This is a genomic window from Pedobacter petrophilus, from assembly GCF_009674725.1.
In the GTDB taxonomy this organism is placed as follows: Bacteria; Bacteroidota; Bacteroidia; order Sphingobacteriales; family Sphingobacteriaceae; genus Pedobacter; species Pedobacter petrophilus.
Window position 1 is genome coordinate 102,535 of the sequence record NZ_WKKH01000001.1, and the last position, 26,276, is coordinate 128,810.

The window sequence follows — 26,276 nt, forward strand, 5'->3', positions numbered from 1 at the left end:
TGCGCTGCCGAAATAAAGCTTTCACGAATTTATCCGAGATCAGTTCCAAGCCTTGATTTTTGCTTCTTTTCATCTAAGGAAAAGAAGAAAGTCCTTCGGCGGCCAGCCGAGGAGAGCCAGTGAAGTAGGAAAAAACCATTATTATAACCCGATATGTAACAATCAAACTTTCTCTCAATCTAAAATCCAATATTATCAATCTTCATTATGAACTGGAAAATCTGGAAAAAGAAAAGCGATCTTAAAAAGAAAAAAACAAAAACCCGCGAATGGATAGACGCAGTTGTTTTCGCGGTGATTGCGGCAACAATTATCCGCGTTTTCTTTATAGAAGCTTATACCATTCCATCAGGCTCAATGGAAAAGTCGCTCCTAATCGGCGATTTTCTTTTTGTCAGTAAAGTGAATTATGGTGCCCGGATTCCGATGACGCCTGTCGCCTTTCCTTTTGCACACCACACCATGCCCATCACCGGAACAAAATCATATTGGGATGGTATTCAATGGAAGTATCGCCGTTTACCTGGCCTGTCAGAAATTAAAAGGAATGATATCGTTGTTTTTAATCTGCCAGTCGGAGATACCGTCGCGCTTGAAAATCAGGAGCCAAGTTATTATAACTTGGTTCGTCAGTCTGATTGGAAAACGGTGAATAGCCAATATACTGTGAGCAGCAGGCCGGTGGATAAACGGGAAAACATTATTAAAAGGTGTATCGGAATTCCTGGCGATGTTATCAGGATGAGCGGTGGCGTGGTGAGTGTAAACGGAAAAGCAGAACCCCTGAAAAATACCGGTCAGATGCCTTACAAAATCCAGTTATCCACTACCAATATTAACTTCGATGTGTTTAATAATCTCGGATTTAAGGTTGGAGAGATGCAACAGCTTGATGCGAATACTTATGTTGCAAACGCCACGCCGGAAATGGTTCATAAATTAAAAACCTTCGACTTCGTAAAATCAGTTGATTTATTTGTGAAGCCATCTTCAGCTGATGATGGCGATCTCTTCCCTCTTGATCCTAACCGCAAATGGAATGTAGATAATTTCGGGCCGGTCAAAATCCCGGCAAAAGGCTGGACCGTAAAAATAGATAGTACTACGATGCCACTTTATTACAGGGCCATCAGAACTTACGAAGGTAATAATGTAGAACAAAAGGATGGTATTTGGTATATTAATAACCGGGTGGCTGCCAATTATACTTTCAAAATGAATTACTACTGGATGATGGGTGATAACCGCCATAATTCTACAGATTCGCGCTATTGGGGTTTCGTTCCCGAAGATCACGTAGTTGGAAAGGCGTTGTTTATCTGGATGAGTTTTGATAGTGAAGGTTCTTTCTTCAATAAGATTCGCTGGAATAGGCTGTTACGGGGAATACATTAATCAGGATTCCAAACCAAACAAAAAAAGGTATGAATTTCTTCATGCCTTTTTTTGTTTGGAAAAATACTTTTAAAAAAAATTAATAAGTCGGTTATTGTTTTAAAAATATTTATTAAGTTTGTTTTATAAACCAAATAAAAATGTCAGTTATCATTGAGAAAGGTCAGCGATTACGCGCTGATATTATCAAGCATCTTTATTACAAAAAGGCTTTATCCTTAACGGATTTAAGCAAACTCACCAAAAAGAGCTTGCCTTTGGTCACTTCCATTGTAAACGGTTTAATTTCAGAAGGCTATATTATTGAGCAGGGTTTAGCACCTTCAACAGGAGGGAGAAGACCATCCATATATCTTTTAAATCCGGATCATCACAAATATATTGTTGCTGTGGCAATGGATCAGCTCATTACCAGGCTTACCATTTACGATTTATCCAGAAAGGTAGTTTTGCCTGTTCAATACCTGGATTTGCACATGTCTGATTCATTTGAAGACGTAGATACCCTTGCTGATTTTATTCGCGACAGCATTGAGAAATCTAAAATTGATCAAACAGACATTATAGGCGTTGGAATTGGTATGCCGGGATTTGTAAATGCAGAATTGGGAATTAATTCGTCATTTTTATCAATAAAAAACGGCGAAACGCTTCAGGATTATTTGTCAGAGAGAATCAATCTACCCATATCAATAGATAACGATTCAAGTCTAATCGCCCTTGCAGAACTTAATTTTGGCGAAGCGATAGATTTAAAGGATGTGATGGTGGTGAACATTGGCTGGGGCACTGGATTAGGTATGATTGTAAACGGACAACTTTATCGGGGTAGTCGCGGTTATGCCGGAGAGTTTAGTCACATTCCCCTTTCTGATAGTAATAATTTATGCGCATGTGGCAAAAGAGGTTGTTTGGAAGTCGATACCTCGTTACTGGTGATGGCTGAAAAAGCAGAGCGTGCGCTGGAAGAAGGTGCAGAATCTAGCATGAAACAACTTTTTAAAGATAAAACCAAACATCCGAGAGATCATTTTTTAGATGCTGTTGGGGCCCAGGATCCGCTCGCAATCTCTATTTTATCTAAAGCTGCATTTCAGATTGGTAAAGGGATTTCCACATTGATGCATATTTTAAATCCCGAATGCATTGTGCTCAGTGGGAGGGGTGCGAAAGTGGGGAATATGTTTCTCCCCTCGATTCAGCAGGCCATTAATCAGTTCTGTATGCCACGTATTGCAGAATTCACAACCATTAAATTATCAACTCTTACGGATGAGGCAGAGCTTTTGGCAGCAGCCAGTATCATGGTAGAAAATAGTCAGTTCGAATAATTAAATAACCAATGGATAAATAAAAAACAAAACCAAGAAGTATCAAAGTCAACTATAACCTAAACAAAGCAAAATTATGAAAAAAGTGTACTTAAGGTGCTTAAGTATATTATTGTTAACCCTGTTATCAATAACATCTTACGCACAAAAAAGCATCACCGGAACGGTGAAAGACGCCTCAGGACCGCTTCCTGGGGTAAGTGTGTCTATTAAAGGCACCTCAAAAGTTACCCAGACAGATGGCAATGGTCAGTTTTCAATTGCGGTAAACGCCAAAGAAACGCTGGTTTTTACTGCGATTGGGTATGCCAGACAAGAGTTGGTATATGGCGATCAAAGTACGGTGAGTGTAACCCTAAAAGAAAGCTCAAATCAACTGGATGAAGTAAGTGTAGTAACTACGGCATTAGGGATTAAGAGACAAGAAAAATCTCTTGGTTATGCGGTAAGTACTGTAACTGCAAAGCAACTGACTGAAGCAGGTAATACCAATTTTGCATCAGCATTATATGGTAAAGCTGCAGGCGTTAAAATTACCACTGCGCCTGGTGGTGCTGGTAGCGCAGTGAATGTACAGATTCGTGGTATCAACTCTATCAATTACAATCAACAGCCGTTATATGTTGTAGATGGTGTGATGATTAGAAATGATGGACAAAATGGTGCTGCCGGAGCAAATAACAATAACTATTGGGATGATCAGCGTGTGCGTGGTAACGGTATTTTAGATATTAACCCGGCAGATATTGAAAGCTTAACCGTATTAAAAGGTGCGAGTGCATCTGCATTGTATGGATCAGATGCAGCGAGTGGTGTGGTGGTGATTACGACTAAAAAAGGTTCTAAAAGCCGTGGCTTAGGAGTTGATTTCAACTACCAGGGATCAATCGATCAGGTTGCATTTTTACCTAACTTTCAAAACACTTATGGTCCGGGTTACGATAGAGAAACTAACGTAGCAAATGGTGCAACAGAAGAAGGCTGGATCGCAGATCCACTTTCGCCAACTGGTTTAAGACCATATTTCAGGGCTTATGCTAACTTTGGTCCTAAAATGGAAGGCCAGCAAGTGAGATGGTGGGACGGATCAATTCGTTCTTACTCTCCGCAGCCAAATAACTATAAAGACGTTTATCAGGATGGCTACACATCGAATGCCAACGTTGCTATTTCCAATCAAACTGATGCTTTAAACTATCGTTTTTCAGCATCAAGATTAGATTATAAAGGTACACAGCCAGGCAATACAGGTTCAAGAAATACCTTCAATTTAAATTCTACAATTAAACTTGCACCAAAGGTTTCTGCAGATGTTATTGTAAGTTATGTAAATACAAAGACTATCAATAGACCGTATCAGCTTGGTCAGGTTTTAGGATCTTTTGCAGGCTTTTTTAGTCGTGCAGAGGATATGAATTTGATGAAAGAGAAATATCAGACCAGTAATGGCTATAAATATTCAACATTCGATCAACCTAATCGTCCCGAGCCATTTGTTTATAACATCAGGGCGACGAACTTATTAGATTTTTACTGGCAACAATTAAAAAATCAATATACAGAGAATGAAAACAGGTTATTATCAAGCTTTACATTAAACTACGATTTTGCTAAGAACCTTAAATTTAGAGGTCGTGTTGGTAATGATTATACTAGTGTTAAAGCGGAGAACAGACAGTTTACTGAAATTCCAAGTGCCTTAAACGGCAATACCAGTACAGGGGCTTACACTACAAATCAAGGTCAATATGCCATCCTATATGGCGATGCATTGGTAACATATACTAATAAAATCGGTGAAGATTTTGGTTTGTCACTAAGCGGTGGTTACCAAGGTAGAAAGGAAACTTATAAAGATTTAAGATCAAATACCAGAGATGGATTGGTAACGGAAAACTTTTTTGCCTTATCAAATTCATTTAATGTTGCAGAAACTGTTGAAGCAAGAAAAGAACAATTGAAATATGCTTATTTAGGAATCGCAAATTTTAGCTATAAAGATTTCCTTTTCGTAGAAGCAACCGGTAGAAGAGAATATGTTTCAACTTTGCCTCCAGGTAATAATCAATATTCATACTTTTCAGTAAATAGTGGTTTCGTATTTAGTGATGTGGTTAAATTACCATCTTTCTGGGATTATGGTAAATTAAGAGCTTCCTATGGTATAGTAGGTAATGCGCCTCCAATGTATGAAGCTAATATTTCCTATACTCAAAATTCATTACAAACCATTAATGGTTCTGTTCCATCCATAGTTTCTTCACGTGCATATGGAAATAGAGGGTTAATGCCAGAAAAGAAGCATGAGGCCGAATTTGGTTTAGAAACTCGTTTTCTGAAAGGGCGATTGGGATTAGATATAAGCTATTACGATAATAAAATTAAAAATCAGATCTTACCTTTAGATGTTTCCTCAACTAACGGCGCGCAAAGTCAAATCGTGAATGTTGGAGAAATTGGAAATAAAGGTTGGGAAATAGCTTTGAATGGAACACCCGTAACTGGTAAATTCAGATGGGATACCCGTTTAAATTTCTCTACTAACAAATCTAAAGTAAACTCATTAAAAGATGCTAATTCAGAAATCAATTTCTATAATTCAGATCAGGCGACTGCTAAAATTGTAGCAAGAGCAGGTGAGGATCTTGGAAATATCTACATCCGTCCACGTAAGACTGATGCAAATGGCAACTATGTAATCAACGACGATGGTTTTTATGTGATGGATAATTCTGTTTATGTTAAAGTTGGCAATATTATGCCTAAAGCAGTTGGTGGGTTTTCAAATACATTCAGCTACGGCAACTTCTCTTTAGATTTTACGATTGACTATCGTTTCGGCGGTAAAATGATCGCACCAAACTTAAAATTCATGCGTGGAGCGGGTATGTTAGAAAATTCAATGGAATTCAGAGATGCTGAAAACGGTGGAATTTCTTATACCAGCAACGGAAAGACTTACAACGATGGTGTATTGTTACAAGGGGTGAATGAAACCACTGGATTGCCAAATACAAAGGTTTTATCAGCAGCTGATTATTATATCACTACTTATAATTGGGGTGAAGGATCGTTGACTGAAGCGGAGATCTTCAAAAATAATTTCATTAAGATGAGAGAAATTACTTTGGGTTATAAAATACCTTCAACTTTAACAAAAAAGATTGGTATTAGTAATATGAGGTTCTCATTAATTGGACGTAACTTATTTTATATCCACCGTACGTTAAAAGATTTAGATCCTGAAGCGCCACTAGGTAATAAATGGTGGTCGCAAGGTGTTGATGTTGGTTCTACAGCAGCATCAAGAAACTTTGGTTTCTCTTTAAACGCAAACTTTTAATCCGCTTAAGAAAAAGAATTATGAAAAAGTTAATCATAAAAACAAGCTTTCTTTTGATTGCAATGACTAGTATCGTTGGTTGCAAGAAGGAGCTTGATGAAAAATTCAATAATCAAGAAAAAGTTCTTGAAGCAAATGTTGCAGGCTTGTTTACAGGTATGTTAAATAACGATAGAGTTTCAGCAAAATACTGGAATGTACGTACGTTTTTAACGCAGATGCCTGGTGTATATGCACAAACTAGCTATGTTTCTAATGGTAATACTGTCTACCAACAAAACGAAGGTTACTCTCAACAATATTGGGATGATTTCTATAGTACAGGCGGGAATGGAAGTGGTCCATTGGCACTTTTTAGGGTAATGGAAAGAAAGTTCAATAGTCTGTCTGCTGCTGATCAGGCAAATCAAAAAGTTATTTTTCAAGCAGCTAAAGTTGTATTGATTGAACAGGCAGCAAAAATGGTTGATTTATGGGGCGATATTCCATACTCTGCTGCCGGTAGTTTAACATCAACAGATGTGATTGGTAATCCAAAATATGATGAACAAAAAGCATTATATACCTCATTTATTTCTGACTTAGATGCATTAGGTACCTACTTTAATACAAATACCACCACTGCAGCATTTTCGAAATCCGATATTTTATTGAAAGGAAATATGAATATGTGGGCGCGTTACGCAAACTCATTGCGTTTACGTTTGCTGATGCGCATTTCCAGAACAGATGAAACTACTGCAAGAACTACGATTCTAGCGATGTTAGCCAATCAAACCACTTATCCATTGGTAGATGGTGGCAATAGCGGAACTTATAATCCAGGAACTTCGGATATTTTATTACAACCTTTAACCAACAGCACCAGTGATTTACATGATGCATTTTTTGAAGGAAGCTGGTACGCAACTGATTACGCCCTTAATACGGTAATGTTGCCTGCCAACGATCCTCGTATCGATGTAATTTATGACAAATTCGGTCGCACGGTAAATGGGAAATTTGTGCAGAATACAGGTTATAAAGCTATGCCGATCACTTTTACTACAGCACAACAAGAGGCAAGCTTCGCAGATTATTCAGTATTAGACTCTGCAACTTTTGTTTATAATCAAAAACTGCCAGGAATCCTGATTACAGCTTCTGAAGTAAACTTCATTAAAGCAGAAGCTTTTGAAAGATGGGGAAGTTCTACAGATGCAAAAACTGCTTATGATAATGCATTGAGACAATCGGTAACTTTCTACCATTACCTGAACAACTTAAACCAGGGTGGTGGTTTCAAAAATGTAGCGGCCCCGGCACCTTCAGTAGTTGAGGCCTGGGTTAACTCCTCAACTGCAACTTATGCTGGATCGTCAGCAGCGAAGCTGGCACAAATTTATACGCAGAAGTGGTTACACTATGGCGTATTGCAATCAACAGAAGCATGGTCTGAATATAGAAGAACAGGCTTCCCGGCTTTAACTTTTCCAACTACCGGAAAGTTATCTGGCTTTGATACACCTCCAACAAGATTAATCTATCCTGCGAAAGAAAAAACACTTAACAGCGAAAATTATCAGGCTGTCGTTTCCAAAGATACCAGGAAAACGAAAATTTTCTGGATGCCATAACCCAAATAACTTACCGATCCCAGCCATCAAAAATGGCTGGGATTTTTATATTTACACATGAATAGAAAATTACTTATAGCTCTTGTTTTCGTTTGCTTAGCCAATCTTAGCTACGCCCAACGGAATGATATCGTAAAAGAATCTACTAAATATGAATGGCCAACTGATCCGCTGGTTAAAGAGAAATTAGATACCTGGCAGGATAAAAAGTTTGGAATGATCATCCACTGGGGCCTGTATGCCGTGCCAGGAATTATCGAATCATGGTCAATTTGTTCGGAAGATTGGATAGAAAGAGACTCTACCATTTCTTACGACGATTATAAAAAATGGTATTGGGATTTCAGCAAGAAGTTCAATCCTACAAAATTTAACCCCGAACAATGGTCGGCGGCAGGGAAAAATGCCGGGATGAAATACCTCGTTTTCACTACTAAACACCACGATGGCTTTGCCATGTTTGATACCAAACAGAGCGATTTCAGTATTGCAAAAGGTCCTTTTGCCAATAATCCAAAAGCCGATGTTGCCAAGTATGTATTTGATGCATTTAGAAAAGATGGCTTTATGATTGGCGCCTACTTTTCTAAACCAGACTGGCACTCGCAATACTATTGGTGGCAAAAATATGCGACTGCTGATCGAAATAATAACTACGATATCAAAAAATATCCATGGCGTTGGAACATGTTCAAAAACTTTGTACAAAACCAAATCGGCGAGTTAATGACCAATTATGGAAGTGTAGATATTTTGTGGCTTGATGGTGGTTGGGTACGGCCGTTGGAGAGTGTAAACGAAGAAGTACTATCCTGGGGAGCGCCAATTCCGAAGTGGAGCCAGGACATCGACATGCCTAAAATTGCCGCAATGGCCAGAAAAGCGCAACCTGGATTGCTAATGGTAGACCGTACCGTACATGGTCCTTATGAAAATTATCAAACGCCGGAACAAAAAATCCCTGAGACACAGTTAGACCATCCATGGGAAAGCTGCATGACTTTAGGTGGCGCATGGGGTTTTGTTCCGAATGATCAGTATAAACCAGTTGCAGAAGTAGTTCACAAACTGGTAGAAATAGTAGCCAAGGGCGGAAGTTTATTACTAGGTGTGGGGCCAAAGCCTGATGGAACGCTGCCTGATGAGGTAACTCAAAAGTTAAATGAAATCGGTAAATGGACTTCTAAAAATGGTCAGGCGATTTACAATACCCGCATCACCAAAAACTACCACGACGGGCAAACATGGTTTACGCAAAGCAAAGATGGTAAAAAAAGATTTGCAATCTATTGCCTGGCCACGGATGAAACCAATCCAAAAACAATAAAATGGAATAATAACGTGCCCAAAAAAGGGACAGATATCGTCATTTTATCTACCGGGAAAAAGGTTAGATGGCAAAATGTAAATGGCGAAACAACCCTGACGCTGCCAGCGGGAATAGGTAAAACTGCCGCTTTGGCTTTTGCATTTATCCCTCAATAAAAACATAAAGCATGAGATTTAAAACAATTATAGTTTGCATTGGGATAGGCATACAAGTCTTTACCTACCAAAATACATTTGCTCAAAATAAGCCGGTGTTAAAAAATGCGAAAGGAATCCTTTATAAAGATGCCCACGCGAACATTGATGATCGGGTAAAAGACCTGTTGGTTAGAATGACGCCTGAAGAAAAATTCTGGCAGTTGTTTATGATTCCCGGCGATTTAGATGGCGTGGATAAGAATCGTTATCAAAATGGAATTTTTGGATTACAGGTAAGTGCCGTATCGCAGGGCGGTGGTGGCGCAAACCAGATGATGACTTATAATACTTCAGAAAACGCATTCACACTGGCGAAAAAGATTAATGCCATTCAAAAATACTTCGTTAACGAAACGCGGTTAGGCATCCCGATTATTGCCTTTGATGAAGCCCTTCATGGTTTGGTAAGGCAAGGTGCCACGGCCTTTCCGCAGGCTATTGGTTTGGCAGCTAGTTTCGATACAACTAATATGGCAAAGGTTGCAAATGCAATTGCCAGAGAAACCAAACTTCGGGGAATCAGGGATATTCTAACCCCTGTGGTTAATATTGCGGCTGATGTAAGGTGGGGAAGAACTGAGGAAACTTATGGAGAAGATCCTTACTTATCCTCGCAAATGGGCCTTGCCTTCGTTGGTGCGTTTGAACGACAAAATATTGTAACCACACCTAAACACTTTATTGCAAATGTTGGTGATGGCGGGCGCGACAGTTATCCCATTCATTATAACCAGCGGTTAATGGAAGAAATTTATTTCCCACCGTTTGAAACAACAATCAAACAAGGTAAGGCCCGGTCTTTAATGACTGCCTACAACTCTGTTGATGGAACACCGGCAACGTCAAACTATCAATTGTTGACACAGAAATTAAAAAGAGACTGGGGTTTTAAAGGTTTTGTTATCTCTGATGCAGGTGCTGTTGGCGGTGCAAGTGTATTACATCACACCGCCAAAGGTTATGCACAATCTACAAAACAGGCTATGGATGGCGGACTTGATGTCATCTTCCAAACCGAATTTGATCATTATAAATTGTTTATCCCTCCATTTTTGGATGGTTCAATTTCACAGGAACGTATAGATGATGCAGTTTCGCGTGTGCTGAGGGCTAAGTTTGAATTGGGTTTATTTGAAAATCCATATGTGTCAGAAAAAGATGCCCAAAAAGCGGTTAGTGATAAGCGCAATAAATTGATTGCGAAAGAGGCAGCAGAAAAATCGTTCGTATTGCTTAAAAATTCAAATGCTACTTTGCCGGTTAAGAATGTTAAAAATATCCTCGTTTTAGGTGAAGACGCTGTTGATGCCCGCCTTGGGGGGTATAGCGGATCGGGAAATGGAAAGGTAAATATTGTAGATGGGATTAAAAAAAGAGCAGGTTCTGCAGTTAATGTAACTTATACTAAGGGAAGTAGTCGCGAATTAAATCTGGTTAAACCCATTGCAAAGCAGTTTTTAAAAACCGATACGGCCAGTGGGTTAAAGGCAGAATACTTTGATAACCTGGATTTATCCGGTACGCCATTGGTAACGAGAGTTGATGAACAGATCAATTTCATGTGGACACTTTATGCACCGGACCGGAAGCTCAATAAAGATAATTATTCTGCAAGGTGGACAGGCAAATTGACCGCTCAGAAAACAGGTGAATTTCAGATCGGTTTGGAAGGGAATGATGGATTCAGATTGTTCGTTAATGATAAATTACTTATCGATCAATGGGAGAAAGTTTCCTATCACCAAAGATTAGTTCCCTTCAATTTCGTTAAAGATCAATCCTATGCCATCCGGGTAGAATTTCATGAAACAAAGGGCAATGCCTACATCAAGTTGGTTTCCAGCCTTGATGTAGTTGATGATAGCGCGAATGAAATAGAAAAAGCATTGGCATTAGCAAAACAGGCAGATGTGGTCGTTATTGCAGCAGGGATTAAAGAGGGTGAGTTTTTGGACCGGGCGATGCTTACGCTTCCGGGAAACCAGGAAAAGCTGATTAATGAAGTGGCTAAAACCGGAAAGCCTGTTGTGGTTTTATTGGTAGGTGGAAGTGCCATCACCATGAATAACTGGATTGATCAGGTTCCGGCAGTTTTGAATGTCTGGTATCCTGGCGAAGAAGGCGGAAATGCAGTTGCAGAAACGCTTTTTGGTGATTATAACCCTGCCGGAAGACTCCCAATTACCTATCCGGTGCATGAGTCTCAACTTCCCCTGGTATACAACCATAAACCAACAGGCAGGGGCGATGATTACAACAATTTAAGTGGAGAACCATTATTTCCTTTTGGTTATGGTCTCAGCTACACCAATTTTGATTATAGCAATCTTCAGTTAAGTAAAAAGCAAATTAAAGCTAATGAAAGTATAACGGCTACATTTAAGTTGAAAAATACGGGTAAAGTTGCAGGCGAAGAAGTGGTGCAATTATACATCAGAGATTTGTTGGCAACGGTTGCAAGGCCTCTTCTGGAGTTGAAAAACTTTAAACGTATCGCACTAAAAGCCGGCGAAACAAAAGAGATTAGTTTCACCATTACACCAGACATGCTAAAAATGCTTAATGCAGATATGAAAACTGTAATCGAACCCGGAGACTTTAGAATTATGATTGGTTCATCCAGTAAAGAACTTTTATTAAAAGATACATTGGAGGTGCTGGGCGAAGTAAAATAGATTTTTCCTTTTTTATGGTAGGTTAACCATATGTACTCAATTAGTTGTGCCGTGAGTGCTAGTTACACTCACGGCTTTTATTTCACCTTAATTTAAGGTAGCTATTCCCAGCTTTTCGGCAAGCTCATTTAAGTCTTTTACTACGACATCAATCAAAGGGATTCCCGAAACTTTTCGTTCCTGCTCAAATTCGTACTCAGGTTCGCCTGGAATAATGACTTTCTTATTAGGATCAATTGTTTTTGCACTTTTAAAGCGCTCTACCCAATTGTCGAGGTGATTTTTAAAGTCTGCCGCCGGACGAAATCCATCTACCCGCATAGCGCCGAGAAAGTGACCCAGGCCTTCCCCTACAGGGTTTGCTGAGGGCTCGAGGAAAGCCACAAAAGGCGGAACCCAAGGGCCGTAGTTTGCACCAGAAAGCACAGCTGATAAAATATCAACTGTAGCACTTAAGCCGTATCCTTTATGACTTCCATGATCTTTATCGCTCCCAAGCGGTAACAAAGAGCCACCGTTTTTTAATTCATTTGGATCAGTAGAACTATCTCCGTTTTTATCCTGAACCCAGCCGTCTGGAATGCTTTTATTTGCACGTTGTGCGATTTCTAACTTTCCATTTGCTGCTGCTGCGGTAGCCATATCTACAATTACTGGTGGATATTTCCCTGCCGGAAAAGCGTAACACATCGGGTTGGTACCCAATAATCTTTCATTTGCATAGGTTGGCGCTACCAATGGGCTCGCATTGGTCATGCTAATTCCGATCATGTCTTTTTCTACTGCCATTAACGCGTGGTAGCCTGCAATACCGAAGTGATTAGAGTTTTTTACCGAAACCCATCCCGTACCATATTTCTCTGCTTTTTCTATCGCTACCTGCATGGCGAAAGGGGCTACCACCAAACCTAAGCCAGCATCACCATCGATAGTTGCCGTAGTAGGCGTTTCGTGTACGATTTTGATATTTGGCGTAGCATTGATTCTTTTCTTCTCCCACAAACGAACATAGCCGCTTAATCTCGCTACTCCGTGAGAATCGATTCCACGTAAGTCGGAACGAAGGAGAACATCTGTAGCCAAAGTTGCATGCTCATCAGAACAGCCCATTTTCTTAAAAACATTGAAAGTGAAAGTTCTGAGGTGAGATTCTGTGAAAGTGATGAAGTTCATTTTTTAAATCTGATTAAGGAATAAGGAGCAAAGAACAATGATTTATTCCTTTAAACCGGTTTCCATTTTTTATTTTTTGCTATCTATCGATTCTTTTGCCCTTTAGTCTTTATTCCTTGCTCTTTGGTTTTTATTCTTTGGTCTTTGCTCTTTTATCCTTGCTCTTTATGGAAGCAACAAAGTAAAATCTCCACCTAAAGGTTCAAAATTTTCAATGCACGTAGAAAGAAAATCTTCTCCGTAATTTACATACATGGGCGCAATGTTTAAAGTTCTTTCCTGCATAGTTCCGTTGGGGAAAAGCCTCTTCTTAACGTTTTCAATTTGGATCAAAGCCATTTCATGCTTGCGTTTTTCGGCCCTGAATAGTTTCTTTTCGAGGTTTGCCAGCAGGTGGTTGGTTTTTTGCTTGGCCGTATCTGTAGATACCGAAAGTGTCTTATCTATTTTGTAGGCGTTAAGTTTAATCTGATCGAAGATGCTGTTTATCGCCCGGGTTTCATCAGCTAAACTCAGTTGAGCTGTCGAATTTTTTCTTACCCAAAGATTTTTTAGTTCTTCGATCGGAAGAAAAACATCTTCCAGCGAGAAACCCAGTTTATAAATATTTTCAGCACTTCTTTTATCAATTAATAAAGCCGAGTTACGAAGTAATAGCACTGGAAAATCTATCTGGTAATAATCAAAATTAGCTTTTAGCTGCATCCAGTAGGCTACTTCAGCACCACCGCCAATGTAGGCAATGTTTGGCAAGATAACTTCCTGGTACATAGGCCGCATCACTACATTTGGACTGAATCTTTCGGGGTGAGCATTAATCTCTGCACGGAGGGCTTCTTCTGAAAAATGAAGATCTGTATTGTTGACCGTATACTTTCCTTTTTCAAAAAGTAAACGTTCACGCAGATCATCCTTTAAATAAAAAAAGTTGATATCCCGACCATTTACCTGCGTTTTATAGCCTAAATCTTCCAGTTCCTTTGAACTTTTATCAATGTTCTTCGCACTGTTGTGTTCAATGATATCAGCCGTGATGATGTTTTTAAAGTGATTTTTTAAAGCTGCATCATCAGCATTAACAATAACTAACCCATATTTTTCAAATAATTTATTGACTAAATACCGCGTAGCATCTGCCAGGTTATCATGTTCGAGATAGGCCTTTTCAACGAGTTTTGCAAGGTGTTTACCATTCCTGGAGATACCTAGGTAACCTTTGTAAGCAGTAACAGCGGCTGCAACTGTTTTGGTGCTTAACCTGCCTGTTGCGCCATTGGTTTTTTGAATCCAGCTGATGTTTTTTTCATCAACACTGACATGGTTGATTTCTTCAAAATCATGGTCTTCTGTGGCCATCCAATATACCGGAACAAAATTTTGATCGGGATGGGCAATCTTCAGCTCTATTGCCAGGTTTATTGCCGTTACAATCTTATAAATAAAATAAAGCGGACCGGTAAAAAGATTCAGCTGATGCCCTGTGGTGACTGTGAAAGTATTTTGATCGCCTAATAATTCAATATTTTTGGTTACCGACTTATTGGTTTTGAGGGGTTCATACTGTGATTTTAAAACGTCAACAAGTACTTTTCGATCACCAGAAAAGTTCCTGTTTTTGATTGCTTCTGCGAGGCCTTCCATGTCCGGGCGATAACTATAAAAAGGCTGTAGCGCTTCTTCGTTATTGATATAATCTAAAACCAATTTGGAGAAAGAACCGGTTTCCTGATAGGAAATGTATTTTGCCTGCATAATTAGCGAAAGTACTGCAATTTAGGGATATTCATAAAGCTGAATAACTATTTTACAATTGTTAAATAATTAATAGTCACATTCTATGGTTCTAGTTTTCGGGCAATAATTCGATGTCGAAGTTTGGCTTCATTAACGATTTGGTTAAAGATATAAGATCTCAATTGGGGAACAAATATTGTGACTGTCTTAGTAGATATCAGTGAAGATTGACGGCAATGGAGAACGGCTTTGTGCTTGTTGGGATTAGAATCGCGTCAATTGAAATTTCGTACAAAAGCAGGGTAGAATTACAAATGCTCAATTATTTCTTCAGGCACCGCCAACTTGCACAAAACCGATGTTGGACGTTCGCTTTTCTTTGGATAAAATTACAGAGAAAAGTCTATTTGCTCTCCATAATAATATTGTTTCTGAAGTTCATCATTTGAAATTTAAAAAGCAAAAAAGTCTGTCGCCTTAATCGTATTTCTGTCTTTTAGGCAAATCATAATGCGAATATTCATAAGTTTGGTTGTAATAATAAATGCTCTTAATGCATATTGAGGTAGCCCTCTAACCGCATATTTTGCTGTGCCATTTTTATTTAAAACTTCAAGCATTGATTCCGCATGACGTTTTGAGAAATAAATAGGGATGTGTGGGAATGGTTTGCTTGTGCCATAGTAAGAGCCGGTAGCCCTATTTTTATCATTTATTTCCATAATTGCCCAAAATGGTTCTCCTATATAGGATTCTTCGGGTATAGAAACCATTTTTATTCTATCAGCAAACATTTGAGAAAATGTTGGCAAGTCGTCATTATCCATTAAGATAAGTCCGTGTTTTTTACCATACTCTTTTGCCCCCGATTGAAACCCGCTTTTAGAAATAAAAATACCTACAATATTTCTAAAATTATTAAGCGTATCGACAAAAATTTGTATTTCTGCTCTTTCAATGGGGCGGTTAGTATTTTTACACTCTATTCCTACCTGATGTTTAATGCCAGATTTGTCAAATTCGTAAAATAAGTCAAATTCGTGCATTTCTCCACTGAGTCCTTGTAGTTTATGTCTTTCCTTGATTTCAATGCCTTCATCTTTTATGTTTAAAATATGAAAAAAAATATATCTTATGTATTCCTCAAATTCCTTTCCAATATTCATGTTGCATTTAAGGTTTAATACTTATCTTTGATTTTAAAATTTTCTAATATAAGGCCAATAAAAGTGACCCCCAATGCTCCGGAGCTTAGCGATGGTGGCAGCCCGGGATAAACCTTTATGCAATTTGGTAAGTCATAGAAGATTTTTGACAAACCTCCTTTTAGCGGTTCGTGCTATTACCCATATAAGGCTTAGGATTTGTCCTTACATTAGGTGTCACAGATTTTTTCTTACGTATTTTTAGAAAATCGCTGAATTCTTTTTCTTCTTTTTCTGTCAAAGTTTTGTTTACGAATACAAAGTCTTTGTCGTCCATCTTTTTGAAATTTATCATAACTTAAAATCTTTAAAATATCTAGTAGCCAAAATAAATGCTTCTTTAGTATCGATAAACATTCTGTTCCCACCATAAATCTTGGCACCCAATGTCTCCTGGTAATGGGAAACGAGTTGGGTTTTGGCTACAAAGGAAACAACTCCGTCGTAATTTAGTTCGAATGCGGTTTTACAGCAAAAGGCAATTAGATTTCCGGCAACCCCTTTATAAAGCTTGTTCTTTCCTTTGTTGAACTTTGCACTCTCAATTAGGTTCATAAAAATATGGTCGCCAGTGTCGGTAAAGCTTATAAGTCCCTGGATGATGGCTAAATTGTTAACTGTTGTCAATTTAGAAACCTGCTTAGCTTCATTCTTTAACTCATTCTGCCAGTCAAATGCCCACTCGCTCTTCTTAATAATCTTGGTATCAGATGCCGTCAATTTCATAATTGACGTATCAAACACTTCACCTGAAATTGCATTTTCAATAGAATTTGTAAGCTTGTCAATTACAAAATCGAATTCCGTTGTCTGCTGCTCTTTCAATACACTAATTTACGAAAAATTAAGGTTTAATCAAGTGCTATTTGTCTTTTGCTAATAGGGTATACACTTTGGTGAGTGTATGTGAAACATGATCGCTAACGGTTTGTTACTGGGCTAAATGTTCATTCGGAGCACTACGCTTTCTTTAACCACAAACTGTCTGCGTAGCACGAAACCCCGCCTATTGCAAATGTGCTGTTAGCAGCTGTAATTCTCTTCGATTCTACTGTCATCTACAACACGTCTTGAACAAAAGTTAAAACACTTTAGTTGGTCAGAATGGTCAAAGCAAGGTAAATATTTTCCAATTTTAATTATGTCGTTTTGTGTCGTCATATTATATCTGCTAACAGTTTACGGCTTGGCGATGTGGCGGAAATCGTTCAGTTTTGCACAAAAGTTCAATCGAAGAACTGCCGTTGAATTTAGCACTAAAACCGCCATTTTGCCAAGCTGTTGTTAGCTATAGTTTTATTTTTAATATGGTATATCAAACGGCGAAATGTCAGGTGGTACTAATCTCACTAATTCGTCAGTCAACATAGCGTAAGTTCCAATTAAAACAGCACTATTAATAGCGTGTTGTTGCATAATAACTGAAAACATTTTCTTTAGAGGATTTTCCTCTGATTTTTTTCCAAGATATGAGTGCGGTTGCAAATCTGAAATTCCTTTCTTGTGTAAAATTCCTGTTCTATGGTTATTTAAACTATCCAAACTCTCTGAGCTAATAAAGTTAAACACAAATTCGTAATAAAATAACTCCTTTACTCGTTGCGGAATATCTTTTATTAATGCATCAATTTTTGATTTGTGAGTTTTTTTTGTTTCTAGATTTTTAATTCCAAAGGTCAAGCCAATTATTACAATAGTTTTTTCAATTGAGGCTTTTAAATATGCAAATATTGTTTCTACTTCACTTATTGATGAAAGTTCTGCTTTAATTAATAAAGAATTTGACTTGTTCTTTTCTGCATAATCAATTAGATATACGAGTTCGTGAAGAGATAGTGCAATTTTTTGTTGAATAAATTGAAGCTCATATATGTATGAAATCAAATCGTCAGCATTAGGAAAATTTGCTTTTCTAATTTCATTAAAAGCAAATGCAGAATGAATATCCACGTAATGTATAACTGAAGTTACAGGTATTTTTACAACCATTGGATGTAATAAAACACATATAAATTCGGCCCTTTTTGCAATACTTATATGAAGTGAATTTGAAGTTAGTCTTCTGTGACTTGTCCTAATTAATATAGTAAGTGCATCAAGGCTTTCTGATTTTTTCTTATCAAATTCTGTCAAATCTTCTAAATTCCAATGTTGAGAATTGTGCCAAGAATTTATTTTAAAAAGACCTTCATTATAATCTGTTTCATAACCATATATTGCTTGATTAAGAGTTTCTTTACTTGCCGTTTGAATTAAATCTTCCGATGGTATCCAATTAAAAGTGAAAATACTTTTAATCTTAGTATTTAAAGTTTCCTTTCTCCAAATATTAGCAGAGTTTACATAAGCAATTGTTGAACCTTTTTGTTTTACAGTACCTAAAAATATTCCAATTTCTGGTTCTTGTCTAAAAATGTGCTTAATTAAGAAGTTTGACAGCATACTTGGTTTCTAAAAAATACAGCTAACTCCCAAATATACGCAACCAAGTTTCGTTTTTAAACACTTAAAACGAATATAAACGTTTAAAATCTTTTAGATAAATTAAAATTATTTTGGGCTGGTATAAAACTAAGAACTCAATAAACTTAAGGATTTCTAAACAAAAAAGCCCTCCCGATTTTTCGGGAGGGCTTGTAAATATTTTGTGTTAATGATTTACCATTTTTTTTTGCGTTCGCCGCTTCCACCTTCACGACTTCCACCTTCTCTGCGTCCGCTTCCGCCAGTGTTTCCACCTTTTTCATCGCGACTACGTCCCGAGAAATCTTTGAAACCACCGCCTTCACGACTTCCACCTTCACGTCTGCCGCTACCGCCAGAACTTCTACGCTCACCGCCGCCGCTACCGCCACGGAAACCACCGCCTCCGCCACTTCTGCGTTCTCCGCCGCCACCGAAACCACCGCTACGTCTTTCACCGCCACCGCGTCTTTCGCCTGCACCTTCACCACGACCACCATCTCCGCTTTTTTCAATGCGAACCTGGCGACCATTAAATTCAACAGATTTAAAGCCTTCAAACACCGTATCAGCAACAGCATCTTCTACTTCAAAGAAAGAGAAAACACCTTTTAAATCAATTTTACCAACGCTCTTACCACCAATTTTACCGTTGTTACAGATAAATGATAACATATCGCCACGGGTAAATTCATCTACAGAACCTAAGTTGATGAACAAACGGGTGTAACCTTCGCTACCACGTCCGCGACCAGCACTACGTTCGCCTCTTTCGCCACGATCTTCGCCAGCTGCAGCATTTAAATCCGGCGCTTTAGAATAGTAATCTAAGAAACGGTTAAATTCTAATGAAGCAAAACGTTTGATTACATCCTCTTTAGATAAATCTTTAAATTCATCCATAATACGAGGAATGTATTGATCAATTTGCTCTACATTAACTTCTACGTTATGTACTTTATGTACTAAAGAGAACAATTGTTTTTCACAAACATCAAATCCTGTTGGTAACTCAGCTTTGGTAAATTGTTTACCAATGATGCGCTCCAATGAACGGATTTTTCCAACCTCTTTAGAGTTGATGATACAGATGGAAATACCGGTTTTACCAGCACGGCCGGTACGGCCTGAACGGTGGGTATAACTTTCAATTTCGTCAGGTAAAGAGTAGTTAATTACGTGAGTAACACCACTTACATCGATACCACGGGCAGCAACATCAGTAGCAATTAACAACTGCATGTTACGCTCACGGAAACGTTGCATTACTTTATCACGTTGTTGTTGCGATAAATCGCCGTGTAAAGCGTCGGCATTGTAACCATCTTTGATTAAATGCTCAGCAACATCTTGTGTATCCAGTTTGGTTTTACAAAATACTACAGCAAAAATTTCAGGGTTGAAATCTACAATACGTTTTAAGGCAGCGTATTTATCACGGGCACGAACAATATAATATTCGTGTTCGATGTTTACGTTACCAGTGTTTTTGGTGCCCATGGTTAATTCAACAGGCTCGTTCATGTATTTTTTAGCAATACGGCGAACTTCTGCCGGCATGGTAGCCGAGAATAACCAGGTTTTTTTGTCATCAGGAGTAGTTGATAAAATGTCGTTAATGTCATCCTGGAAACCCATGTTTAACATTTCGTCAGCTTCATCAAGCACAACATATTTAACTGAAGAAAAATCAATCGCCTTACGGCCAATGATATCCAACATACGGCCGGGCGTGGCCACTACGATTTGAACGCCTTGGCGTATTTCACGTAGCTGTTGCATAATGTTCGCGCCACCGTAAACGGCAACAACGTGGGCATTAGCAACGTTTTTAGAAAAGTTTTTAAGGTCGTTAGCGATCTGCAAGCATAACTCACGGGTAGGGCATAAAATCAATGCCTGTGGTTTATTAACTTTGAAATCGATTAGTTCTAACAGCGGCAAACCAAATGCGGCTGTTTTTCCTGTTCCTGTTTGGGCCAAACCAACAAAATCATTAGTGCCTTCTAACAGTACAGGAATACTTTGCTCCTGAATAGGCGTTGGAGTTTCAAATCCAAGGTCCTTTACGGCATTAACGACGTCATCACTTATCCCCAATAATTGAAATGGGTTTGTCATTCGTCTTTTATTTTTAATTGAGCCGCAAAGGTAAGCTTAATTATTGGTATTTTACGGGTAGAAGGTTAAATAGTTTTTGTTGTAATGAATTGAGAATAAGGCGATAAGCGTTTTAGCAGACGGATAACTTCGATTCGAAGGTTTAATTAGTGTTTTTCGATCTCAATACCAGTTAAGGTGTGCCCGAAAATAGGTTCACATTTTTCTTTGCAGCATGCATAAAAATGACCATGTTTCCAGAAATTTGACTTTGGCGATTGTCCCCACCAGAATTCTGCCAGGGCAATTGGCCTCATTTTATGTTGAAAAGCGTACTGTAAAAGTTTCGGTGCGGCACATTCACCTGCGCCTGCAGGGGGTTTTTTGTAGCCTGCATTGGCGAAAATCTCCGTCAGGCTTTTTTCCTCACCAGCCAGATTAAAAAAATGATAATGTTCAAAAATCTGATCCTGCAATGCGACAGAATGGGCTTTTCGTTTTTCTTTTAACCGGATAATTTCATTTTTTTGTGCGGGATGATTCTGGTCTTCCAGCGCGCTGATCATTTGATTCATCACGGTGAGCTCTTCCATTCCTATATTAAGAAAACTATTCTCGGTAAGTAAATCGAACACCGGTGGTACGAATTTGGCATGTTGATTACTGCCTGCTAACTTTCCTGAGAAGGCAGAAAGATACCCGATTTCGCCGAGTGGGTTTTGAACCACCAAAACGCCGAACATTTTGCCAATCACTGTGCCTTCATTCTGATCAGATAATCCGAAATTGTGAATCCAATCGGTTTGGTTTGATAAATAAGCTTGCAGTTGTTTGGCCGCCAGCAAACAAAGTGGATGCGGTTTGGTAATCATCAAACTAAATTTTGCAGAAACAATTTCCGTTGAGATCACTTCATCGAAAGGTGTGAAATATGGATCTATAGAAATTTCGGCCATGAACTACTCAATTTAATTATTCGCTTTACTTATTGTGTTTTTGAACAGCCAGTTTGGAAGTTCGTTGCCTAAAAAAGGAGTAGAAAAAATATCATTATGCGACAAATTATCCATTTCCCAAAAACGGATTTTATGTTCATGGCTCACTTCCTTATAGAATTGTTCATCGCTGGCAAAGGGATTTTCAGTGTCCGCATTTCCATGGATAATCCACAAGGGAATCTTCGATAGCATAGCTATCTGATTAAATTGAGGGATGCCGGAAACACTAATTCCTGCCGCAAATAAATCAGGTCTTAATGCCAGCGCATTGATTGCTGTTGATGCACCCATTGAAAATCCAACAACATAAATTCTATTCTGATCAATATTTAGAGCTGTTTTCAAGCTGTCTACTAACTGTAATGCAACTGTTAAACAAGGTTGAGGACTTGAAGTGAGCAGATTTCTTTGCTGATCTAATGAATAATTTGATGACCTGGAAGGAAACTGCGGTGCCAACACGTAGGCCGGATACTTTGCCTGCGTCTTATCCATTGCAAACAGCTTAGCTAAAATTCCAAGCTGACTAACGTTGTCTGTACCGACGGCGTTGGAGCCATGAAAGAAGACAATTAATGGCAGTTTCTGGTTCCTGGAATTTAAGGGTTTAAATAGGCGATAAACAATTGTTGTGTCAGAAGTGCCTTTAAATAAACCCTTTTCAAAACGCTCATTTTTAATACTTTTTATGGTTGCTATTCTTTCTTTAAGCCGAAGCGAATCTGAACGTTTCGCAATTTTTACCCTTCCGAAGGTTGAGATTCTGCTGCTACATGAAGAAGCAAACAAAAGCCAGGCCATCATCAGAAGATAAAAGCAATGGTTAAATTTATGTGGCATTAGGTCAGGCTTAGTATATAGCTATCTTAATCTTTCAGCCGAACGAATTAAACGTTCATCTTTATTAATGCCGAATATAGCCAATACAATAAACAAGATGGCTAAAGCTGGTAAATAAGCGCCAATACCAAAACTTGCACCTTCTATACCGCCAGGAAGTTCTTTTGCATAGATACTGCACCAAAAAGCAAAGCCGATAATGGCGATGATGGTAAAAATTGCCACGCGTTTTTGTAAGGTTCGTCTTTTGAAGTTGAAAATATTGATGAAGCACATTAGAATAACAATAACATTCGCAATAATTAGGGGTAGAAATACCTCAGCCTTAAGTGCTTTTCCATTTTTTCCTTCAAAAATATGATGTAGTCCATTGGTATAAATTTCCGATTCTGAGCCATTAGCTACCTTCGTAGCAAGGGGTAAAAATAGCATCAGTATTAAAGAAAGGGTTGCTAAGAAAAGCCAGATAGATTGTATGCGTTGTATCATGCTGAAAATAAAATTTTCACAAACTTACCTAAAAATGCATTTGCTTGCAAAGTAAGGTTTTGCAAATCACCTTGAAGCCATTTTTTATTTTGAATCAAGTATTTTGAAATGAGCATCAGAAAGCATGAATTCATAATTACCGTTAGGGTACAATTTCATCGATGTTCCGCACGTTGCGGTGTTTAAAAACACATTTTGGCGTAAATAGCCACTGTCGACAATCATTTTAGGATTGCGAAGCACCAGTTTATTAAAGTTTTTTCCACTTTCTTTAATTCGTAACACGGTAACATTTGGATGGGCATTTTTATATCGCTGCGTGTAATCATTTGCACTTTGAATTACTCCCGCTATATATTTATCGCTTTCTCCATCAAGTATACTCCAGCACGTCTCTCCATTAAATTCATATTTTATAAATACGGTGTCCTGTATCTTTTCATTTGATATTTGGGTAAGATAATTTCTGATACTATCCGCCTTGCCCCGTGTGAAAGTGCCAGAAAGCCGGTTATTAGTCAAATAAAGCTTTCGTGAGGAGCAAGCTAGCATCATTGAAAAAACGGTTAGAAATAAGATCGCGAAGAGGGGGTGAAATTTCATGAGTTTTTTTGCATAGTCCTTAGATCTGCTAATATTATAAATTAACTTGCAAATAAAATCGTTACAGTTGAAATATATTTAATTGCGCTATACTATTCCTGCTAATTAAAAGGAAAAAAGTATTTTTGCAGCGTTTTGAACAAAAAAAGGTACTTCATCCAAATCGCTTACGATGGCAGCTTATATCATGGCTGGCAAATTCAACCCAATGCAATTACTGTACAAGAATTGTTAGACCGGGCCATGTCGACGGTTTTGAGGCAGCCTGTAGAAACTTTGGGTTGTGGTAGAACCGATGCAGGTGTGCATGCTAAAGACTTTTATGCACATTTCGATCTCGTAGATGCTGAGGAAAAGAAAGTGTTAAATTCCATTGCAGGGATCAATGCACTTTTACCGTATCAAATTGCAGCAAAACAAATTATTCCGGTTCACGATGATGCCCATGCCCGGTTTGATGCCACGGCCCGTGCTTATCAGTATTATGTTCATTTTGAAAAAGATCCTTTCAAGCTTAACCGGTCCTGGTTGCTTAAAGATAAACTGAATGTAGTGGCGATGAATGAGGCAGCAGCATTGTTGTTAAATTATACAGATTTCTCCTGTTTCAGTAAGTCTAATACCCAAACATTCACCAATAACTGCAAAGTTGTTCAAGCCATCTTCGAAGAAATTGATGGTGGTTTAGTTTTTACTATTGAGGCCGATCGTTTTTTGCGGAATATGGTGAGGGCAATTATGGGTACTTTGGTCCGCATCGGAAAAAATGAAATCAGTTTAACGGATTTTGAAGCCATTATAGAAAGTAAAAATCGAAGCAGCGCCGGACAGTCAGTAGCTGCTTGCGGTTTATATTTAGTTAAAGTAGAATACCCTTATTTAAGGTAGAGGGTAAAAGGCGTAAGCTAAAAGGTTGACAATCGCCTTAATTAAGAATTTGATTTTTGAAATTTTGTGTAACCTGAGAAGCGCCTTAAACCTTCTACCTTACACCCTAAACCCTAAAAATGGCAGTAACAGGCGAAGTATATAACACAGGATTGCTGAAACGTATTTTTCAATACGTAAAGCCTTACCGTGCTATTTTTGTTTGGTCGGTAATTTTGACTGTTTTACTAGCTGCGATTTCTCCTGTCAGGCCTTTTTTAATTAAATATACGCTTGATCATTATATTCTTGCAGGTGAATACAGCGGTCTGGTCAATATGACTATGCTGATGATTTTTATGCTGCTACTGCAAACCCTTATACAATATAACCACACGCTTTTAACCAATACACTTGGGCAATCGGTTATTCGCGATTTAAGAATCAATGTGTTTAACCACATTACCAAACTTCGGCTAAAGTTTTTTGATCAGACACCTATTGGCCAATTAATCACCAGAACGGTATCAGATTTGGAAACCATCGCCGATATTTTCTCCGAAGGGCTGATTTCCATGATCGGAGATTCATTGCAAGTAGTGGTAATAATTGGAGTAATGCTTTATACCGACTGGGAATTAAGCCTGGTGGTACTTTTACCGATCCCGTTATTGATTATCGCCACCAGGAAGTTTCAAAAAGCCATTAAGGTGTCTTTTCAGGAGATCAGAAATGAAGTTTCGAATCTTAATACTTTCCTTCAGGAGCATATTACAGGCGTTTCCATTGTGCAATATTTTGCCAGAGAAAGACAAGAATATAAAAAGTTCTATGCCATAAATAAACGCTATCGCGATGCAAACATCCGCTCAAACTGGTATTATTCTATTTTCTTTCCGGTGGTGGAATTAATCTCTGCAATGTCTTTAGGTCTGCTGGTTTGGTATGGTGCCAAAAGTATTTTAGCCAAACCGATGGACGTAACTCCTGGAACAATTACCCAATTCATTATTTATCTGGGAATGGTTTTTACGCCCATTCGCCAACTGGCGGATAAATTTAACACCCTGCAAATGGGAATGGTAGGCGCAGAACGTGTATTTAAAGTGCTCGATACCAAAGAAACAACCCCGAATAACGGGCAATTCAAACCAGGGAAATTGGCAGGGGATATCGAATTCAAAAATGTTTGGTTTGCCTACAATGAAGACAACTATGTTTTAAAAGACCTCTCTTTTGAAGTGAAAGCCGGCGAAACTGTAGCCCTTGTGGGTGCAACCGGCGCGGGGAAATCATCAACCATTAATATTTTAAATCGCTTTTATGAAATAGGAAAAGGTAAAGTTACGGTAGATGGGATCGAAATTGAGGATTTTGATTTAGACTATCTGAGGAGCCATATTGCAACCGTTTTACAAGATGTTTTTCTGTTTTCGGATACAATATTAAATAACATTACCTTAAATAACCCGGAAATTACAATAGAGGAAGTGGTTGACGCAGCTAAAAAAGTAGGTGCACATGAATTTATCGAACGTTTACCTGGAGGTTATCAGTATAATGTGATGGAAAGGGGCGCAACACTTTCTGCCGGCCAGGCGCAATTGATTTCTTTTATCCGTGCTTTGGTTCACAATCCGGCTATCCTGGTTTTGGATGAAGCCACCTCATCAGTTGATACAGAAACAGAACTGCTGATTCAAAAAGCTATTGATAACTTAATGGAGGGCAGAACTTCGATTGTTATTGCCCATCGTTTGTCTACCATTCAAAAGGCCAATCAGATTATTGTATTGGATAAAGGCGAGATCAAGGAAAAGGGAACGCATCAGCAGTTGTTAAAATTAAACGGCTATTACAAAAAACTTTACGACTTGCAATTCTCATCCGGCGGGATAGCTAAAGCTTAATTTTACC

General features: G+C 38.5%; 19 protein-coding genes. 8 read left to right on the forward strand and 11 right to left on the reverse strand.

Annotated features, from left to right (window positions below; translation table 11 throughout):
* The first annotated feature begins 207 nt into the window (after window positions 1-207).
* From lepB to GJU39_RS00405, 6 genes are all read left to right on the forward strand, one after another.
* Complete coding sequence (lepB, locus tag GJU39_RS00380) at window positions 208-1,395, forward strand: signal peptidase I (RefSeq protein ID WP_154278697.1); 1,188 nt, start codon at window positions 208-210, stop codon at window positions 1,393-1,395.
* 140 nt (window positions 1,396-1,535) lie between these two features.
* Window positions 1,536-2,726 carry an ROK family protein gene (locus tag GJU39_RS00385; protein WP_154278698.1) on the forward strand — a complete coding sequence of 397 codons (1,191 nt, stop codon included), beginning with the start codon at window positions 1,536-1,538 and terminating at the stop codon, window positions 2,724-2,726.
* Window positions 2,727-2,802: 76 nt separating this feature from the next.
* Window positions 2,803-6,069 carry a SusC/RagA family TonB-linked outer membrane protein gene (locus GJU39_RS00390; RefSeq protein WP_154278699.1) on the forward strand — a complete coding sequence of 1,089 codons (3,267 nt, stop codon included), beginning with the start codon at window positions 2,803-2,805 and terminating at the stop codon, window positions 6,067-6,069.
* A 20-nt stretch (window positions 6,070-6,089) separates the two neighbouring features.
* The gene (locus tag GJU39_RS00395) at window positions 6,090-7,685 is read left to right on the forward strand and encodes a SusD/RagB family nutrient-binding outer membrane lipoprotein (RefSeq protein ID WP_154278700.1); all 1,596 of its coding nucleotides are present in this window, start codon (window positions 6,090-6,092) and stop codon (window positions 7,683-7,685) included.
* Window positions 7,686-7,742: 57 nt separating this feature from the next.
* A complete protein-coding gene (locus tag GJU39_RS00400; RefSeq protein ID WP_154278701.1) occupies window positions 7,743-9,170 on the forward strand; it encodes an alpha-L-fucosidase in 1,428 nt (475 codons plus the stop codon).
* An 11-nt stretch (window positions 9,171-9,181) separates the two neighbouring features.
* Window positions 9,182-11,887 carry a glycoside hydrolase family 3 N-terminal domain-containing protein gene (locus tag GJU39_RS00405; RefSeq protein ID WP_154278702.1) on the forward strand — a complete coding sequence of 902 codons (2,706 nt, stop codon included), beginning with the start codon at window positions 9,182-9,184 and terminating at the stop codon, window positions 11,885-11,887.
* An 87-nt stretch (window positions 11,888-11,974) separates the two neighbouring features.
* Here the strand turns inward: GJU39_RS00405 and GJU39_RS00410 are convergent, their stop codons facing one another.
* The 11 genes from GJU39_RS00410 to GJU39_RS00460 all read right to left on the reverse strand — a co-directional run bounded on the left by GJU39_RS00410 (window position 11,975) and on the right by GJU39_RS00460 (window position 23,444).
* Window positions 11,975-13,060 carry an Ldh family oxidoreductase gene (locus GJU39_RS00410; protein ID WP_154278703.1) on the reverse strand — a complete coding sequence of 362 codons (1,086 nt, stop codon included), beginning with the start codon at window positions 13,058-13,060 and terminating at the stop codon, window positions 11,975-11,977.
* Window positions 13,061-13,225: 165 nt separating this feature from the next.
* Entirely contained in the window at window positions 13,226-14,812 is a 1,587-nt protein-coding gene (gene bshC / locus GJU39_RS00415; RefSeq protein WP_154278704.1) for a bacillithiol biosynthesis cysteine-adding enzyme BshC, read from the reverse strand.
* Window positions 14,813-15,246: 434 nt separating this feature from the next.
* Window positions 15,247-15,960, reverse strand: a complete 714-nt coding sequence (locus GJU39_RS00420; RefSeq protein ID WP_154278705.1) for a restriction endonuclease — start codon at window positions 15,958-15,960, stop codon at window positions 15,247-15,249.
* Window positions 15,961-16,120: 160 nt separating this feature from the next.
* A complete protein-coding gene (locus GJU39_RS00425; protein WP_154278706.1) occupies window positions 16,121-16,276 on the reverse strand; it encodes a hypothetical protein in 156 nt (51 codons plus the stop codon).
* Between the two features lie 14 nt (window positions 16,277-16,290).
* A complete protein-coding gene (locus GJU39_RS00430; protein ID WP_154278707.1) occupies window positions 16,291-16,824 on the reverse strand; it encodes a hypothetical protein in 534 nt (177 codons plus the stop codon).
* A 477-nt stretch (window positions 16,825-17,301) separates the two neighbouring features.
* Window positions 17,302-18,441, reverse strand: a complete 1,140-nt coding sequence (locus tag GJU39_RS00435; protein ID WP_154278708.1) for a hypothetical protein — start codon at window positions 18,439-18,441, stop codon at window positions 17,302-17,304.
* A 216-nt stretch (window positions 18,442-18,657) separates the two neighbouring features.
* Window positions 18,658-20,583, reverse strand: coding sequence for a DEAD/DEAH box helicase (locus GJU39_RS00440; RefSeq protein WP_154278709.1), 1,926 nt, complete (start codon window positions 20,581-20,583; stop codon window positions 18,658-18,660).
* Between the two features lie 146 nt (window positions 20,584-20,729).
* Window positions 20,730-21,518, reverse strand: coding sequence for a pseudouridylate synthase (locus GJU39_RS00445; protein WP_154278710.1), 789 nt, complete (start codon window positions 21,516-21,518; stop codon window positions 20,730-20,732).
* A 12-nt stretch (window positions 21,519-21,530) separates the two neighbouring features.
* On the reverse strand, window positions 21,531-22,400 hold the full coding sequence (locus GJU39_RS00450; RefSeq protein ID WP_154278711.1) for a carboxylesterase family protein: 870 nt from the start codon (window positions 22,398-22,400) through the stop codon (window positions 21,531-21,533).
* Between the two features lie 21 nt (window positions 22,401-22,421).
* Window positions 22,422-22,889 carry a DUF4293 domain-containing protein gene (locus tag GJU39_RS00455; protein ID WP_154278712.1) on the reverse strand — a complete coding sequence of 156 codons (468 nt, stop codon included), beginning with the start codon at window positions 22,887-22,889 and terminating at the stop codon, window positions 22,422-22,424.
* Window positions 22,890-22,973: 84 nt separating this feature from the next.
* Window positions 22,974-23,444, reverse strand: coding sequence for a hypothetical protein (locus GJU39_RS00460; RefSeq protein ID WP_154278713.1), 471 nt, complete (start codon window positions 23,442-23,444; stop codon window positions 22,974-22,976).
* A 183-nt stretch (window positions 23,445-23,627) separates the two neighbouring features.
* Between GJU39_RS00460 and truA the strand changes: the two genes are divergently transcribed.
* Together truA and GJU39_RS00470 are read left to right on the forward strand one after the other, a co-directional pair.
* Window positions 23,628-24,380, forward strand: a complete 753-nt coding sequence (truA, locus tag GJU39_RS00465; RefSeq protein WP_154278714.1) for a tRNA pseudouridine(38-40) synthase TruA — start codon at window positions 23,628-23,630, stop codon at window positions 24,378-24,380.
* Between the two features lie 119 nt (window positions 24,381-24,499).
* Window positions 24,500-26,269: an ABC transporter ATP-binding protein gene (locus tag GJU39_RS00470; protein ID WP_154278715.1), complete on the forward strand. Its 1,770-nt coding sequence runs from the start codon at window positions 24,500-24,502 to the stop codon at window positions 26,267-26,269.
* Window positions 26,270-26,276: the final 7 nt, after the last annotated feature.

What these genes read in the sequence shown, in the direction of transcription:
- GJU39_RS00445 (WP_154278710.1), bottom strand. Translation starts at nt 21,518, where the DNA reads ATGGCCGAAATTTCTATAGATCCATATTTCACACCTTTCGATGAAGTG.
- GJU39_RS00390 (WP_154278699.1), top strand. Translation starts at nt 2,803, where the DNA reads ATGAAAAAAGTGTACTTAAGGTGCTTAAGTATATTATTGTTAACCCTG.
- GJU39_RS00420 (WP_154278705.1), bottom strand. Translation starts at nt 15,960, where the DNA reads ATGAATATTGGAAAGGAATTTGAGGAATACATAAGATATATTTTTTTT.
- GJU39_RS00460 (WP_154278713.1), bottom strand. Translation starts at nt 23,444, where the DNA reads ATGATGCTAGCTTGCTCCTCACGAAAGCTTTATTTGACTAATAACCGG.
- GJU39_RS00405 (WP_154278702.1), top strand. Translation starts at nt 9,182, where the DNA reads ATGAGATTTAAAACAATTATAGTTTGCATTGGGATAGGCATACAAGTC.
- GJU39_RS00400 (WP_154278701.1), top strand. Translation starts at nt 7,743, where the DNA reads ATGAATAGAAAATTACTTATAGCTCTTGTTTTCGTTTGCTTAGCCAAT.
- GJU39_RS00385 (WP_154278698.1), top strand. Translation starts at nt 1,536, where the DNA reads ATGTCAGTTATCATTGAGAAAGGTCAGCGATTACGCGCTGATATTATC.
- GJU39_RS00425 (WP_154278706.1), bottom strand. Translation starts at nt 16,276, where the DNA reads ATGGACGACAAAGACTTTGTATTCGTAAACAAAACTTTGACAGAAAAA.
- bshC (WP_154278704.1), bottom strand. Translation starts at nt 14,812, where the DNA reads ATGCAGGCAAAATACATTTCCTATCAGGAAACCGGTTCTTTCTCCAAA.
- GJU39_RS00455 (WP_154278712.1), bottom strand. Translation starts at nt 22,889, where the DNA reads ATGATACAACGCATACAATCTATCTGGCTTTTCTTAGCAACCCTTTCT.
- GJU39_RS00470 (WP_154278715.1), top strand. Translation starts at nt 24,500, where the DNA reads ATGGCAGTAACAGGCGAAGTATATAACACAGGATTGCTGAAACGTATT.
- GJU39_RS00395 (WP_154278700.1), top strand. Translation starts at nt 6,090, where the DNA reads ATGAAAAAGTTAATCATAAAAACAAGCTTTCTTTTGATTGCAATGACT.
- GJU39_RS00450 (WP_154278711.1), bottom strand. Translation starts at nt 22,400, where the DNA reads ATGCCACATAAATTTAACCATTGCTTTTATCTTCTGATGATGGCCTGG.
- GJU39_RS00435 (WP_154278708.1), bottom strand. Translation starts at nt 18,441, where the DNA reads ATGCTGTCAAACTTCTTAATTAAGCACATTTTTAGACAAGAACCAGAA.
- lepB (WP_154278697.1), top strand. Translation starts at nt 208, where the DNA reads ATGAACTGGAAAATCTGGAAAAAGAAAAGCGATCTTAAAAAGAAAAAA.
- GJU39_RS00440 (WP_154278709.1), bottom strand. Translation starts at nt 20,583, where the DNA reads ATGACAAACCCATTTCAATTATTGGGGATAAGTGATGACGTCGTTAAT.
- GJU39_RS00410 (WP_154278703.1), bottom strand. Translation starts at nt 13,060, where the DNA reads ATGAACTTCATCACTTTCACAGAATCTCACCTCAGAACTTTCACTTTC.